The sequence below is a fragment of the Streptomyces sp. NPDC004609 genome (assembly GCF_042873655.1).
Lineage (GTDB): Bacteria > Actinomycetota > Actinomycetes > Streptomycetales > Streptomycetaceae > Streptomyces.
Map to the genome: position 1 here is coordinate 69,110 of NZ_JBIALS010000031.1, position 15,154 is coordinate 84,263.

The 15,154-nt window shown below is 71.9% G+C and carries 10 protein-coding genes and 5 pseudogenes; 7 read left to right on the forward strand and 8 right to left on the reverse strand.

Annotated elements, in window-relative coordinates; translation table 11 throughout:
* Positions 1 to 459: 459 nt before the first annotated feature.
* Positions 460 to 4,092, forward strand: coding sequence for a S8 family serine peptidase (locus ACFYT4_RS26945; protein ID WP_389274193.1), 3,633 nt, complete (start codon positions 460 to 462; stop codon positions 4,090 to 4,092).
* Positions 4,093 to 4,216: 124 nt separating this feature from the next.
* Here the strand turns inward: ACFYT4_RS26945 and ACFYT4_RS26950 are convergent.
* From ACFYT4_RS26950 to ACFYT4_RS26960, 3 pseudogenes are all read right to left on the reverse strand, one after another.
* A pseudogene (locus tag ACFYT4_RS26950) lies at positions 4,217 to 4,324 on the reverse strand (DUF2267 domain-containing protein); the annotation flags it as partial.
* 17 nt (positions 4,325 to 4,341) lie between these two features.
* Positions 4,342 to 4,527 (reverse strand): annotated as a pseudogene (locus ACFYT4_RS26955) (transposase); the annotation flags it as partial.
* A 93-nt stretch (positions 4,528 to 4,620) separates the two neighbouring features.
* Positions 4,621 to 4,959, reverse strand: a pseudogene (locus ACFYT4_RS26960) (IS5/IS1182 family transposase); the annotation flags it as partial.
* A gap of 224 nt (positions 4,960 to 5,183) precedes the next feature.
* On the opposite strand from ACFYT4_RS26960, the pseudogene ACFYT4_RS26965 reads away from it, so the two are divergent.
* Both ACFYT4_RS26965 and ACFYT4_RS26970 read left to right on the forward strand, forming a co-directional pair.
* Positions 5,184 to 5,459 (forward strand): annotated as a pseudogene (locus ACFYT4_RS26965) (SMI1/KNR4 family protein); the annotation flags it as partial.
* An 822-nt stretch (positions 5,460 to 6,281) separates the two neighbouring features.
* Entirely contained in the window at positions 6,282 to 6,788 is a 507-nt protein-coding gene (locus tag ACFYT4_RS26970; RefSeq protein ID WP_389274196.1) for a hypothetical protein, read from the forward strand.
* 190 nt (positions 6,789 to 6,978) lie between these two features.
* Here ACFYT4_RS26970 and ACFYT4_RS26975 read toward each other — a convergent pair.
* The 3 genes and pseudogenes from ACFYT4_RS26975 to ACFYT4_RS26985 form a co-directional block, all read right to left on the reverse strand.
* Positions 6,979 to 7,053 (reverse strand): annotated as a pseudogene (locus ACFYT4_RS26975) (hypothetical protein); the annotation flags it as partial.
* A gap of 438 nt (positions 7,054 to 7,491) precedes the next feature.
* Complete coding sequence (locus ACFYT4_RS26980; RefSeq protein WP_389274199.1) at positions 7,492 to 8,034, reverse strand: class I SAM-dependent DNA methyltransferase; 543 nt, start codon at positions 8,032 to 8,034, stop codon at positions 7,492 to 7,494.
* Between the two features lie 542 nt (positions 8,035 to 8,576).
* Positions 8,577 to 9,911 carry a phosphoribosyltransferase family protein gene (locus tag ACFYT4_RS26985; RefSeq protein WP_389274202.1) on the reverse strand — a complete coding sequence of 445 codons (1,335 nt, stop codon included), beginning with the start codon at positions 9,909 to 9,911 and terminating at the stop codon, positions 8,577 to 8,579.
* Positions 9,912 to 10,472: 561 nt separating this feature from the next.
* On the opposite strand from ACFYT4_RS26985, the gene ACFYT4_RS26990 reads away from it, so the two are divergent.
* Positions 10,473 to 11,615: a CapA family protein gene (locus tag ACFYT4_RS26990; protein WP_389274205.1), complete on the forward strand. Its 1,143-nt coding sequence runs from the start codon at positions 10,473 to 10,475 to the stop codon at positions 11,613 to 11,615.
* Between the two features lie 84 nt (positions 11,616 to 11,699).
* Positions 11,700 to 11,867 carry a hypothetical protein gene (locus ACFYT4_RS26995; protein ID WP_389274208.1) on the forward strand — a complete coding sequence of 56 codons (168 nt, stop codon included), beginning with the start codon at positions 11,700 to 11,702 and terminating at the stop codon, positions 11,865 to 11,867.
* A gap of 330 nt (positions 11,868 to 12,197) precedes the next feature.
* Here the strand turns inward: ACFYT4_RS26995 and ACFYT4_RS27000 are convergent, their stop codons facing one another.
* Entirely contained in the window at positions 12,198 to 13,166 is a 969-nt protein-coding gene (locus ACFYT4_RS27000) for a TIGR01777 family oxidoreductase (protein WP_389274211.1), read from the reverse strand.
* Positions 13,167 to 13,285: 119 nt separating this feature from the next.
* The gene (locus tag ACFYT4_RS27005; protein ID WP_389274214.1) at positions 13,286 to 13,768 is read right to left on the reverse strand and encodes a hypothetical protein; all 483 of its coding nucleotides are present in this window, start codon (positions 13,766 to 13,768) and stop codon (positions 13,286 to 13,288) included.
* Here ACFYT4_RS27005 and ACFYT4_RS27010 point away from each other — a divergent pair.
* Both ACFYT4_RS27010 and ACFYT4_RS27015 read left to right on the forward strand, forming a co-directional pair.
* Positions 13,767 to 14,075, forward strand: coding sequence for a transposase (locus tag ACFYT4_RS27010; protein WP_389274217.1), 309 nt, complete (start codon positions 13,767 to 13,769; stop codon positions 14,073 to 14,075). The genes ACFYT4_RS27005 and ACFYT4_RS27010 overlap by 2 nt on opposite strands.
* Complete coding sequence (locus ACFYT4_RS27015; RefSeq protein ID WP_389274220.1) at positions 14,072 to 14,776, forward strand: IS3 family transposase; 705 nt, start codon at positions 14,072 to 14,074, stop codon at positions 14,774 to 14,776. Before ACFYT4_RS27010 ends, ACFYT4_RS27015 begins: the two co-directional genes overlap by 4 nt.
* Positions 14,777 to 15,154: the final 378 nt, after the last annotated feature.

Sequence of the window (15,154 nt, forward strand, 5' to 3'; positions counted from 1 at the left end):
GCCTACAACGCCTACAGTGCGTGGGGCTACAACGACAGCTGACTTGCACCTTCCTCCTGCGCGGCGGGGCGTGGGGTAGTCGGCTTCTTCGTCCGTCGTTTCGCTGTGGGTGTATTCCGGGGCGTCGATCGCAGCGACGGGCAAGGCCGGCGGCTCCGCGCCCCAGCGGGCGCCGACGCGTTCCTCGGCCGGCTGCGCTACTCCCGCCGGTCGGCCAGCCTCGGCGGCGGGGAATCGCCGGCCGTGCACCCGGCGTCCAGGTGGCGCGGGATGCTCAGCGGTCGGACGGATAGGACCCGGAGTTCCGCCCGGTGCGGTCTGTGCGCGAGTCGGGCCTGGTGTGGCTGCTGCGCCGGAATCGGCCTGAACTGGCTCCTGCGGCGTACTTCACATGTACCGGTCAATTCCTTCACGATGCGTAGGTCAGTGCGAAACCACCCACCCGTAGAAGGATTGTCCGTGGCTAGACGCACACCGGGACGGCGGGGCACCCCCGCCGCACTCATCACCGCGGCCCTGACGTTCGTACTCGTCCTCGGCACGGCCCCCGCACAGGCATTACCAGCCTGGGCCCCGCCTGACGGCGCGTTACCGGCGACCACGCCGGTACGCGACGAGGCGTCCCCGTACCGTGCCAAGACGGAAAGCGCGGTCCGCGCACAGCTTGAAGCGAAGAACACCAAGAAGACCAAGAGCGACCGGACCGCGACGAGCAGGGCGACCTTCTGGGTCGCCCTGTCGCATGAGGCGGACAGCTCCGCCGCCCGCGAGAAGAGCGTCAAGACCGACCGCACGCGTACGCTCTACGAGTCGAAGACCGCGCATGCCGAGCGCACCCAGGCCCCGCTGAAGGCGCTGCTGGAGCGTGAGGGGGCGGCGTACGAGTCCTTCTGGATCGTCAACACGATCAAGGTCACCGCGGGCAAGGCCCTCGCCGAGAAGATCGCGGCCCGGCCCGAGGTCGCCGCCCTGGAGGCGGACGACCCGCTGCCCCTCCCCGAGCCGCTGCCGGGCCGGGCGGAGCCGGGCGTCAACGCCGTCGAGTGGAACGTGGACCGGATCAACGCGCCGAAGGTGTGGTCCGGACTCGGTGTACGGGGCGAGGGCATCGTTGTCGCCAACATCGACACCGGGGTCGACTTCACGCATCCCGCTCTCAAGACGCGCTACCGCGGGCTCAAGACGGACGGCACCCACGATCACGACTACCACTGGTTCGACCCGACCCGGATCTGTTCCGGCTCGGCGCCCTGCGACAACAACGGCCACGGCACCCACACCATGGGCACGATGGCCGGTGACGGCGGTGCAGGAAACCAGGTCGGGGCAGCCCCGGGCGCGAGGTGGATCGCCGCCAAGGGCTGCGAGGACGCCGGCTGCTCCCGTACCGCGCTGATGCGCTCGGGGCAGTGGATCGTCGCCCCCACCGACCGGGCCGGAGCCCATCCCCGCCCGGAGCTGGCTCCGGACGTGGTGAACAACTCCTGGGGCGCCCGTGACCCGGACCCCTGGTACGCGGGAGTGGTCCAGGCATGGCGGGACGCGGGGATCTTCCCGGCGTTCGCCAACGGCAACCACGGACCCCGCTGCGCGTCCAGCGGGGTGCCCGGCGCCTACGCCACCTCGTACTCCACCGGAGCGTTCGACAGCAACAACACCATCGCCCCGTTCTCCTCACGGGGCCCGGGGGACGGCCAGGGCGTCAAACCCGATATCGCCGCACCCGGAGTCAATGTCCGCTCCGCATGGACGGGCGGCGGCTACCACTCCATCTCCGGTACGTCGATGGCCTCCCCGCACACCGCCGCGGCGGTCGCGCTGATCTGGTCGGCCGCTCCCGCGCTGCGCGGCAAGGTCGCCGAGACGGAGAGGATCCTCGACGGCTCTGCCGTGGACACGGAGGACCTCAGCTGCGGCGGCACGGCCGCTGACAACAACGTCTGGGGCGAGGGACGCCTCGACGCGTACGCCGCCGTCCTGGCGGCCCCGCGTGGCCCGCTCGGCGCGGTGACCGGTACGGTCACCACGGCCGTCGGCCCGCTCGCCGATGCCGTCGTGCGCTTCGAGGGGCCGATGACGACCGCAGTCACCACGGCAGCCGACGGCGGCTACCGGGTGCCTCGGATGACGGCGGGCGACTACCGGATCACTGTCACCGGGTTCGGCTACCTCACCGAGACCGGAGCAGTGACCGTCGTCGAGAACGGCACCGCCGTCAAGGACTTCACGCTGACTGAGGCCCCTCACGCCCAGGTCACCGGGAAGGTCACCAGTCACGCGGGGGCCGAGGCAGGCGCGACGGTGAAAATCCAGGGCACCCCGGCGACCACCACCTCCGGCCCGGACGGTACCTATCGCCTGCGCCTTCCGCTCGGTGCCTGGGACCTCGTGGTGACCCCGGGCTACCGGTGCGCGGCGGCGGCCACCGTCCGGGTCGAGGTGAGCGCCGACGCGGTGAAGGACTTCGCCCTCGCCGACCGGACCGATGCCTTCGGCACGGCCTGCACGGTCAGCGCGGGCGTGCCCTTCCCCCGGGGGGAGACCCAGCTGCCGTACCCGCACGAGTTCACGTTCGACCTGCCTTTCCCGGTCCCGTTCTACGGGCGTACCTACCGGTCGGCGACCTACAGCGCCTCGGGAGTGCTCGCCTTTGGCGAGATGTCCCATGAATCCGACAACCAGCCGCTGCCGATGCCTCGCGCTCCCAACGCCGCGCTCTATCCCTTCTGGGACGACATCCGGATCGACGCCGAGGCGGGTGTGTACTGGTCCGTCACCGGCACCGCCCCGCACCGGAAGATCGTCGTCGAATGGCGCAACCTATTGATCCCTTCGTACGATCCCGGGCCGCGGGACCGGGTCTCGGTGGCGGCGGTGGTCGGCGAGGACGGCACCGCGTCCTTCCACTACAAGGACATCGGCACCGGACCCTCCGAGCGCGGCGAGCACGCGACGATCGGAGTCGAGAACGGTGACGGCACCGACGCGCTGATGTTCTCGTACAACGAGAAGACGGTCCGGGACGGGATGAGTATCCATTTCCGGACGACGAAGACGGCGGTGGTGTCGGGGACGGTCACCGACGCCAACGACGGGAAACCGGTGGCGGACGCGGCCGCCACCGCGGGCGGCGTCCGTGACACCACGGCTGCGGACGGGCAGTACGCGCTCCAGGTACCCGCGCCCGCCGACCACGACCTGGCGGTCACCGCGCCCGCCTACGTCCCCGGCGCGGCACGCGTCGCCCCCCGTCCGGGCGGGGTCACCGTCACCGACCTCACCCTGGACACCGGCCGGGTCACCCCCCACACCCCCTCACTGACCGTGGTCGTCCCCGCCGGGCAGCAGCGCACCCGCACCCTCACCCTCCACAACACCGGCTCACCCACCCCCTTCACCCTCGCCGAGAAGGACGGCAAGGGCTGGATCGTGCCCACACCCACCAGTGGCGACCTGGCCCGGGACGAACGCCGGACCATCACCCTGGCGATCGACACCACGGGCGCCTTGCCCGGCTCGGTCCTGCGCGGCACCCTGCGCCTGACCTCGCAGAGCGGCCGCACCCCCGTCCTCGACATCCCCGTCACGGTCGCGGTCCCCGCCTACCAGACCGCCCTCGACACCGGGGCCACCGCAGCCTCGGTGGACCCGCTGGGCGACACCTGGACCCCCGACACGCCGTATGCGGCCGGCGGTCACGGACACCTCGGGAAGACGAGCCGCCAGTCCACCAACCGCCCCATCGTCGGCGTCCCCCCGGCCAGTGACCCGAAGCTGTACCGCACCGCCCGCCAGGGCACGTACGAGTACCGCTTCGACGGCCTGTCCCCCGGCACCTACCGCGTCGAACTCGGCTTCGCCGAACTCGACAGCAAACGCCCCGCCCAACGCGTCTTCGACGTCATGGCCGAAGGCACCCAGTACGTCCCCAACCTCGACCTCGCCCTCGAAGCCGGTGTACGGACCGTCCACGACCGTGCCTTCACCGTCCAGGTCACCGACGGCCAGCTCAACCTCCGCTTCGTCGCCAACACCGGAAAAACCCTGGTCAACACCATCCGAGTCACCGAACGCCCCGACCTCACCGGCTGACACCCGGGGAAAACACTTGGCCAGGGCCTGCCCGGCACCTACCGGACAGGCCCTGCCCCCGGCACCATGCGCCCGGAGGCCTGGTTTCCTGGGTTCCGGCCGTGCACCGGCTCGTCCCGGGTTGCTGGCCGGCGGAGTCGGCGATGGTGGGCAGCACGGCGCTGACGTCCCAGGCCGGGGTCTGCTCGGTGGCGCCCCCGATCCAGGCGGCGGTCGCCCGGACGAACCGCTGCTGCCCCTGCTGGACGAGTGGGCCAGGGCCTGCCGGTTCCCGTCCTCCCCGAGCCGGGCCGCCATCGGCTCGACCGACTAGCGCTGCCCGTCGGTCAGCAGCCCACGCAGGTAGACCTGCCCCCACCGACGCTGATCGTTCCGCGCGAACGGCTCGAAGACATCCGCCGCGAAATCCTCCAGATCACACCGGACCGCGGCCAAGTCCTCAGGCTTCACACCCAGTCAACGACACAACCACACATCCGGACACGCCACCAACAACCAAACCTGACCAAGCCCTACTAACTGATCGTTTCAGAATGAGGTCCGGGGGCGGCGGAGGCATATGAGGCTGCAGGCCGGTTCGAGCAGGCCCTGATGGAGATCGGCGCGTTGTTCGTAGCGGATGCGGAGTCGTGTGAACTGGTGCAGCCGGGCGAAGGCGCGCTCGACCACCCGGCGCACCTTGCCCGGACCGGAGCCGTGGGCGACACCGCGTCGGGCGGTCATGGGCCTGATGCCGGGTTTCCACAGCAGGCGGCGGTACTTGTCGAAGTCGTAGCCCCGGTCGGCATACAGCCGCCGGGGTTTGCGTCGAGGGCGTCCCCGCTGGCCGTGGATCGGCGGGACCGCGTCCAGCAGGGGCAGGAGTTCCCCGGCCTCCACACCCTTGCCGCAGGCATCGAACGTGACCGCGACGCCGTCATCGCCGGCCTCACCCTGTCCTGGAACTCCGGCGTCGTCGAAGGACCCGTCAATCGGATCATGCTCAAGCGCCAGATTCGGCCGGGCCGGCTTCGCTCTCCTGCGGAAGGGGGTGCTTCTGGCCGGCTGACTGCAGCCACCCATAGGGTGACGGGGACGAGAGAAGATGCACCATGGATCCCCGCATACCCCGCCTGCGTCGCAAGCTCGCCGCGATCCCGTTCCAGCCACTGCGCAGCCACTCCTTCGGGGAAGAACAACACAAGTTCTTCCCCGGTCCGAAGCCGGCGGAAGCACGCGTTGCTGCCTTTGAGGCCGAGCACGACATCGTTCTTCCCGATGCCTATCGGCGGTTCCTCACGCACATCAGCGGCTCAGGCGCGGCACCGTTCTACGGCCTCATGCCGCTGGAGCGGTGTTCCCTGCTGGTCATGAAACCGCCCGAAGAACATGTGGCCGCCCGGCGGCGGTACCCGTCGACCGCTTGCCCCGCGCGTCGCCGCGCCCCGCGAGCCGGTCGACCCCGCCCGCATCGGCCGCCGCGTCGTACGGCGCCGGGCGAAGGGCATGGACGCCAGTGCCGTGCGGCGGCCCTCGAGGACGCCCGATTCGACGCGCGGCAGGCTTTCCAGCACGAGGACCTGGCCGACGATGTTCGCGGCCGCGCGGAGCTCGCAGAGTGGGAGCGCCTCGACCAGCTGCTCGCCGACGCAGGGCCCGGCGCGGTCTACGACCCGGACGCCGACGATGTCGTCCAGGCGGAGCGCGCCGCCGACGCCGCGGCCGCCGCCGCGCGGGAAGCCGAGCTACACGAAGCGGCCCGGATCGCCGCCAGCGCCGATGAGCTCCAGGCGCTGCGCGAGCTGGGCACGCTGGAACAGACCGAGCCCCGCGCAGGCGACGAAGCCGTCCGCGACGAACTCACCCGCCGCGCGGGCGGGTACGTCCAGAGCGATATCGACACCTGGCTCGCCCACGCTCTGGCCGCGCACCTCGGGCACTACGCGGATCCGGCTGCCCGCGAGGCCGCCGCCGGCCTTCTGCCGTCGCCGGTCCTCGCGCACGCCGCGCTGCTCGCCGAACTCGCCCGCCTGGTCCCCGGCGCCGACATCGACCAGCTGGCGTTCGCGGCCCGGCTCGCCACCACCGAGCCCGAAGCCGCCGGTGCTCTCGCCGTGTTCCTCGCCCGCGCCCGGTCGTAGGGCAGCATTCGCACGACCCGCCCCAACGCAGGCCGACCTCACCCTGGAGGCCCTGGGGGAGACCGGTCGGTGTCCTTTGACAGCGAACCCAGTGGCTGCGTCATCCAACCCAGTCGATGCCGCTGGCGTCGCCCCGACGTCGCCTACGCCGTGTACCGGTTCGCGCCGCTGCAGGGGCCGGACAACCCGGAGAGCTTCGGCACGCCGCAGGAGCAGGGGCGCCGGATCGCCGCCTTCTGCCGGGCGTACGGGCCGGGCGTGGGCGCCGAGGTCGTCGATGTCGTCCCCGACCGGCTGCAGGCCCTCATCGACTTCATGCGCGACCAGGCCGCGCGGGGCAACGAGGCGTTCCAGCAACACATCGCGGAAGGTCACATCGGCCTGTACGAGGCGGACATCCGCTATGTGCGCGCCCATCGCGACACCCTGCGCGCCGCCTTCGAGATGGGACACCCGTGCCGCACGCCCTGCTGCCGGCCCCGCGGTCCCGCCATCTCGCGGGGCGCGGAGAGATGGGCCCACTGCCCTGTTCACGCATGCGCCACAGAGCCGATGGAACGTCTTCGTGGCCACTGACGGTCACACCCGGTCGCTGCGCAAAGCCGTGCCGTGCCGAGCACGAGACGGGAGTGCTTCGCCCGACCCGCTACACCCAGCAGCTGGCGGGCGGCCGTGACCTCGCCCGGCGTTCCGTGCGGTTCGCGGTGCTCGACGAACTGCAGAAAGTGCCGGACGGGAAGGTCCACCTGCACGTCATCGAGACCGGCGGGGCGTACATGATGACCACCATCCCCGCCAGGCAGACCAGGGCGCCGATCACGTCGAAGCGGTCGGGGCTGTAGCGGTAGACCTTCGACCCGGGGCGGAGGCCAAGCCCGAGCCCGCACGCGTCCTCGGGGCAGGGGCGCCGGATCGCCGCCTTCCTCACGACGCCCCGGAATCCGCGAACCCGCGCGCTTCGCGGAGGGCCGCGCGAAGCGGCCGGTGCGGAGGCCGGGGATGAAGACCTGGGTCACGATCAGGCGGAATCGGCCGTGTTGTTCGGGTGTGAGGGGGCGAGGCCGGTGGTGAAGCGGGGCAGGGCTTTGCAGTGGGCACGGCGTTGCCCGCCGGGAAGCACGGAGCCCCCGGCGTTGCCGGGGGCGGTGGTCGTCTGTGGTGAAGGCGGCTGGTGACGGTGCGGTCGTTCGGGCGAGCCGGCCCGCACCGTGTCCGGCCACCGTTCAGCCGGAGGCAGGCGGCGTTGACCAGGGGCCGGCTGCTCCGGCCGAGGTGGCGGTCAGTGCCGGCAGTGCACCGAGACGGCGTACTCTCCACCGGTGTAGGGGGCGCGCGACCAGGTCGCGTACCTGGCCTCGAGGACGAGCCCGGCCGCACGGCAGTGGGCGTCGTAGTCGTCCAGGGTGTATCCGCGGTCGAGGGAGAACCCGGCGATGAGGTGGCCGTCCGGCCGGACGTGGCCCGCCACCCCGGCCACCAGGTCCGGTTCCGTCCCCGGCGGGGTGAACAGGGGGACGTTGCCTGCCATCACCACGACGTCGAACGACAGCCCCAGGTCGAGGTCGGCCAGGTCGTGCCGGCACCAGGGGATCTCCGGTGCCAGTCGCCGGGCGGTGGCGAGCATTGACTCGTCGATGTCCACGCCCGTCACGGCGACTCCGTGGCGAGCCAGCTCGATGGCTACCCGCCCCGTGCCGCAGCCCGCGTCGAGCACGGTCCTGGGCGCGAAGGAGCGTACCAGCGCGGCCTCGCCGTGGACGTCCCCTCCTTTGCAGGCTATGCGGTCGAACCGGGCCTGGTACTCGTCACCGTTCCACGTCATAGGGCCACCCTCGCACAGGCACCGTCCGCCCTTCGACGCCCGCGACCCCGAGGACATCCGCTCCGCCGCTGTCGGACAGCGCGCCACGGTCTACTGGATCAACCGCCGCGTTCGGCGCCTGCCGCGTTACGGGCCCGAATGCGGCTGCCGGGCTATCTGCCGGTGTGCCACCTTGCGCTGGACGCACGTGGACAGGCGGAGGAGTTCGGGGTGGCCCAGGTGGTGCGGCAGGCCGGCGAGAGCGCGTATCGCGGTACCCGTGAGCAGGGTTCTGCGGGGCGGCTGTTCGATCAGTGCGGCGAGAGTGCGGGCAGAGGCGGGAAACCCAACGTCCCGGAGCAGTCCTCGCCGGCCCGGCTGGTCCCAGGCCGGTCATGCTCTCTGCCTGATCGGCGACTCCAGCACCGACAGGTCCCACCTGCTGATCGGGAAGCCTGGACCCCGCCGTGGGGCGGCGGGGCCGGGCTTCGGAGGTGTGGTCCGGATACGTACGGCGGTGACGGGCCGGTCGAACCGCCAGCGACTCCGTGCCGAGGTGTGGTTCAGAATCGGGCCGCCGTGTGATCAGCCGGGGTCATGTGGTCGGTGAACCAGTCCCGGGCCAGATCGGTCACTTTCTCCAGGGCGCCGGGCTCCTCGAAGAGGTGGGTGGCTCCGGGGACGACCGCGAGGCGGTTCTCGCAGCGCAGCCGGGCCTGCGCCTCGCGATTGAGTTCCCGTACCAGTTCGTCGTGGCCCCCGGCGATCAGCAGCGCGGGTGCCGTCACCGCCGGCAGCCGTGGCATCGCGAGGTCGGGCCTGCCACCGCGGGAGACCAGCGCGGCGATCCGCGCGTTCGGCTCGGCGGCGGCCCAGAGCGCGGCGGCCGCGCCGGTGCTGGCGCCGAAGTACCCGACGGGCAGCCCCTCGCACCCGGGCTGTCCGCGCAGCCAGCCGGTGGCGTCCGTAAGACGCCGGGCCAGCAGGGCCGTGTCGAAGACGTTGGCCCGGTCGAGCTCCTCCTCCCCGGTGAGAAGGTCGAACAGCAGGGTGCCGAGACCGGCCCGGCTCAGCCCGGCCGCGACGAACCGGTTACGTGGGCTGTGCCGGCTGCTGCCACTGCCGTGTGCGAACACCACGACCCCGATCGCGCCCTTCGGCACCGTCAACCGCCCGGGCAGCACCACCGCACCGGCCCGCACGTCCGCCTCCCGGTCCGTGGGCACCGCGGGACGCGCCGGAGCGCGGCCGGCGCTCACGGCGCGCATCCCCGCCGCTTCCAGACAGGCGACGACCTCCTCGTCGTCGGTCTGGGAGAAGTCGGCGTAGAACTGGCCGACCGCGTGGAAATCCCGCGGAGTATGCGGGCATACCAGTTCATCGGCGTCCGAGCCCAGCCGTACGGCCCAGTCCCGCGGCGCCACGGGGACCGCCAGCACGATCCGTGCCGCCCCGCGGGCGCGGGCGATCCGGCAGGCCGCGCGCGCCGTCGACCCCGTGGCCACCCCGTCGTCGACGATCAGCACCGTGCGGTCCGCGAGCCCGGCCGGTGCCCGCCCGCCCCGGTACTGCCGGGCGCGGCTCTCCAGGATCTCCCGCTCACGAGCCTCGACCCCGGCCAGCTCCTCCTGGGTGACGCGAGCGGTGCGTACCATCTCGTCGTTGATCACACGGACGCCGCCCTCACCGATCGCGCCCATCCCCAGCTCCGGCTGGTACGGCACGCCCAGTTTCCGCACCAGGCAGACGTCCAGCGGGGCGCCCAGTGTCTCGGCTACCTCCGCCGCGACCGGCACGCCTCCACGCGGCAGCCCCAGGACGACGACCCCGGTGCCCTTGAGATGCTCGAGCCGGGCCGCCAGCTGCCAGCCCGCATCACGACGATCCTCGAAGAACACGATCCCGCCTCCTCGTCCGGGAACACAGCGAGTACTGCGCGCAACGGGACGCGCTCGTACCTCCATCCTCACCCCGGCGGGAAGAGAACGCGTACCGCTGCGGCGCGGGCTGCTCCGTGTCCGCGCGGGAGACGAGGAGCCCGGGACCTTGTAGTACGTCGCGTGCGACGGCACCGGCGGCCGCGCCGAGCCGGTCCGGCGACGGGCCGTACGCACGCCCACCACGGCGCGGGGCACGGCTCGGCGGGCGGCGGCCGGTGCGGACGTGCCGCGGCGGAGCTCCTCCACGCGTACGTCCAGTGCCGCCAGGGCGGCAGGGTTTCGGCCCGTGGCGGTCCGTAGCGGCGGCGCGGATGTGCACGGGCCGGACGCCGCCGGCCCGCACCGGGCGCGCGGCGACACCCCGGGCATCGCCGTTTCCCGGGGAGGCCGCCGGGCTGGAGGCGGTGACCGGCCCGGCCCGTGCCCGGCTCTCCCGCCGCACGGCTCCCGTACAGGACCGCCCGCCGACGACGCGGGCGGGCCCGCCCGCGTCGTCGGCGACGGCTCTAGCCTGGAAGCGTGCGCGAAGGCGTGGTCACCCTGTTCCTCGGCGGGGACGTGATGCTCGGCCGGGGCGTCGACCAGATCCTGCCGCATCCCGGTGCGCCGGCGCTGCGGGAGACGTACATCCGCGACGCCCGCGCCTATGTCGGCCTGGCCGAGGCGGCGAACGGACCGATTCCCCGGCCCGTCGGTTTCCGCTGGCCATGGGGCGAGGCGCTGCCGGTCCTGGACGCCGCCGCCCCCGATGCGCGGGTGGTCAATCTGGAGACCGCCGTCACCGCTGACGGGGACTTCGCGCCCGGCAAGGGCGTCCACTACCGGATGAGCCCGGCCAACCTGCCGTGCCTGGCCGCGGCCAGGCCGGACGTCTGCGCGCTGGCCAACAACCACGTGCTCGACTTCGGCCCGCGCGGCCTCCACGAGACGCTCGGAGCCCTGGCGCAGGCGGGGCTGCGGACGGCGGGGGCGGGCCCGGACGAGGCGCGGGCGAAGCAGCCGGCGATCGTGCCCCTGGGCGCCGGCGGACGGGTGCTGGTCTTCTCCTTCGGGATGCCGTCGAGTGGGATCCCGAAGGGCTGGGCGGCCACCGGGCAGTGGGCTGGGGTCGACGTCGTCGAGGAGCCTTCGGTGGCCGCCGCGTCCGCATTCGCCGACCGCCTGCGGCAGGTCAGGAGACCGGGGGACATCGCGGTCGCCTCGATCCACTGGGGCCCCAACTGGGGCTACGACGTCTCCCGCTCGGAGGTCCGCTTCGCCCACGCGCTCCTCGACGCGGGCGTTGACGTCGTCCACGGACACTCCTCGCACCACCCGCGCCCGCTGGAGGTGTACCGGGACAGGCTCGTCCTGTACGGCTGCGGCGACCTCGTCGACGACTACGAGGGCATCGGCGGCTACGAGAGATACCGGGACGACCTGCGGGTCCTGTACCTGGTGTCGGTGGAGGCGGACACCGGGCGGCTGGTCGCCGCGCGGATGCTGCCCCTGCGGGCGCGCAGGATGCGACTGGAGCACGTCCCACCCGAGGACGCCGAGTGGCTGCGCGCAGTCCTCGACAGGCACAGCCGGGAGTTCGGCACCCGCATCGACGGCGGGCCCGACGGCACACTCACGCTGCGCCCTCTGCGCCGGGCAGCGCGTCCGCGGTGTCCGACCTGAACAGCGGGAACCAGGCAAACCGCCGGGCGCGGAAAGCCGTCGGCCGGCATCCTCGTCGCCGACCCCGAACACGCGAGGCTCTGGGTGGTCGAGGCGAGGAACCCGCACCGGACCATCGGAGTCGACCACACTGCCCAGCACCTCAGCGACTTCACCGAGTACCGCAGGAAACTCCTGACCAAGACCGGCATCATCCGTGAACACGCCCCCGCCGCGGCACGAATCCGCGGAGCCGCGCCGGACCGTACGTGAACGGTGATCCCCCTGCTGGTCACCCCGGCCGCCTCATCACCGACCCCGGCGTCCCCTTCACCTCCGTCGACCGCCTTCCCGCCCTGCTGACCAGCACCACCGAACCCGCCCCCGGCTGGAACCAGCCACCCACCGGGCCCATAACCCGCGCCCAGCGTTCTCGTGGTTCTGTCCGGTTTGATCAGGTGATGCCGAGGGTGGCCGGGGGAGGGTGGCGTTGCGCGCGTGGTGGCTGGTGCATTCGGCCAGGCGGAGGGCTCCGGTGGCGGGGTTGCGCAGGCTGGCCAGGGTCCGACGGGGCGGCCGGTTCGGCCGGCGTCCCGGTTCCTTTCACCGGTGTGCCGGTGAACCGCTCCCGGCCCGTTTGCGGACCCGGCGCGCCAGCTCGTCGGCGGCCTGCGGCCACTTGGGGTACTGGAAGTCGAAGCCTGCCTGGGTCAGTCGGCCCGGGACGACGCGGCGGCTCTTCAACAGCAGTTCGGTGTCGGAACGCAGAGCGAACGCGCCGGCCTCGGCCATCCACTTGGTCGCGGGGAGACCCACCGGTACACCCCACGCGGAGCGCAGAGCGCGCATGAACGCGCGCTGCGGCAGGGGATGGGGAGCGGCCAGGTTCACGGGCCCCGCGATGTCCTCCCGGTCCGTCAGGAACTCCACCGCGCGCACGAAGTCGTGTTCGTGGATCCACGACACGTACTGCGCTCCGCCGGCGACCGGCCCGCCGAGACCCAGGCGGGCCAGTCCCAGCAGGACGGCGAAGACCCCGCCGGCGTCCGGGCTCATCACCATGGCCGAGCGCAGGGCGACCTTGCGCGTGGCCGGCGTTTCGGCCTGCTGCTGAGCCTGCTCCCAGGCCTTGGCGATCTCGACGCTGTACGCCCAGTAGTCCGGCACGCCCGGTTCGGTGCCGCCGATCACACCGGTGGCCTCGTCGTTGGGGGCGTCGAAGCGGTGCGCGTACACCGTGGCGGTGCTCATCTGCAGCCAGACCCTGGGCGGTCGGGTAGCGCCCGCGATCGCGGCGCCCACGACCAGGGTGGAGTCGACCCGGGAGTCCATCATCTCCTGCAGATTGGCCGCCGTGTACCGGCAGCTCACCGTGCGTCCGGCCAGATTGATCACGACATCGCTGCCGTCCACCGCCGCCGTCCACGGCCCCGGGGTCCTACCGTCCCAGTGGACCTCGCCCTCGCGCCTGGGACGTCTGGTGAGAATCACGACCTCGTGGCCGGCGGCGTCGAGTGCGCGCTTGAGGACCGCGCCGACCTGTCCGGTCCCACCGGGAATCACGATCTTCACCGGCTGCCCCTCCCTCGTCTCGGGGTGAGCCTAGACCAAAATGGTTGAACGCGTTCAAAATTTGGGGGTGCGATCCACGATCTGAGCCGGCCTCGCCGTGCGGCACACGCCGCTCGACGTCAGCTGAGCTGTCTGATCAGGGCGTTCGCCGTCCGCGAATCGGCGTGCAGGGCCTTTGGGCGGCGGCGTTCAGTCTGGCACTCAGGCAGTGGGTAGGTGGTCCGGGAAGGGGACGGCGTACTGCGGTTCGCGGTGATGTGGGCGTGGCGCAGGAGCTCCCTGGTGATGCCCGCGTTTCCCATGGCCCAGCTGGTGGCGGGGGCTAGGTCACTGGGTGTCTGGCGGTGTTCGGCATTGGACCAGCGGAGGCCGTTGGCGTCGGTCGTCGCGCGGGCCGCGAGGTCGGCGACGAGGATGTCGGCGAAGTCGCGGCCGTCGCCGCGTTCGACCTGGCGGTCGCAGGCGAGGGCGAGGGCGCCGGCGGTGCCACAGCAGCGGCCGTTGTTGTCCCGGAAACCGGGGCGGATCCGTCGTGGGCTTGCTTCGCTTCGACGGACATCGGAGATCAGGGGCTTCGGTCTCGGAAGGATGATGTCCATCATGGAGAGCATGGGGAAGAAGAAGCCTCGCCCTCGCCGCTCGTTCACTCCGGAGTTCAAGGCCGAGATAGTCGATCTGTGCCGGCGGGGCGACCGCTCGGTCGGTCAGGTCGCCAAGGACTTCGACCTGACCGAGACCGCGGTGAGGGACTGGGTCAGGCAGGCCGAGGTCGACGCTGGTGAACGGGACGGCCTGACCAGCGGCGAGCGCGAGGAACTGGCCGCGCTGCGGCGGGAGAACCGCAGGCTGCGGGAGGACGTGGAGATCCTCAGGCGTGCGACGGCTTTCTTCGCGAAGGAGACCCGGTGAGCGTGCACCCGTTCATCGAGGCGGAGAAAACCGCAGGTCACAGCGTCAAGCGTGTGTGTGAACTGCTCAAGGTCTCCCGAGCCGCCTTCTACGCCCGCCGCACCGGCATCCCTGGACCCCGCGCGGTGCGGGACGCCGAGCTGACGGAGCAGATCACCGCCGTGCACGAGCAGTCCCGCGGAACTTACGGGGCTCCGCGCGTTCACGCCGTGCTCAAGCGCGAGGGCGCCGGCTGCGGTCGCCGCAGGGTGGCCCGGCTTATGCGACTGGCCGGACTGGCGGGTCGGCACCGCAGACGCCGGCACCCCACCACGATCCCGGACCCGCACGCGGCCACCCGCCCCGACCTGGTGCTTCGCGACTTCCGCCCCGACCTGGCTGCGGTCGACACCCGCTGGTGCGGTGACATTACCCACGTCGCCACCGACGAGGGCTGGCTCTATCCGGCCACCGTCATCGACATCGCCTCCCGCCGTGTCGTCGGCTGGGCCACCGCCGACCACCTGCGAACCGAGCTGGTTGCCGATGCCCTGCGCTCCGCCTGCCGCACCCGGCGCCCGGCCGGTCCGGTGATCTTCCACTCCGATCGCGGCTGCCCAGTACAGACTACGAGGCCACCCTCGCAGCCTGACCACCACACCGATGGTGTCCGTCAAAGCGGAACAAGCTCAGCCATGAACTGGTTCACTTCCGCGTTCTGATTTGCCATCTTGTCCATCTCCGCTAGACCGGAACACACTGCCGACGCACGGCGACGCCCATGCGGACCAGTTTGCCCCAGCCACTTCGGGGTCTCCAGCGGCCGGACATGCGGGGCCGCTGCTGTCGTCCGGAGCGTCGTGGAGGGACCGCGGCTTCGGGGGTACGGTCCCCGAAGGGCTGGTGAGGAGATTGTCGAGCCACGGCCCGAGGGCGCACTGCCTGCCGCAGGACTCAAGGCCACCACGGTCCTGCCCCGGCACTCGGGCGCGGACTCCCCGAGCACACGCTTCGTCCGTAACCGGGTTGACCCGCCTGGTTCCTGGCGCGGCAGCCCGCATGACGTGCCGACCCCCGGATGGTGGGACCTGTGGCCCCAC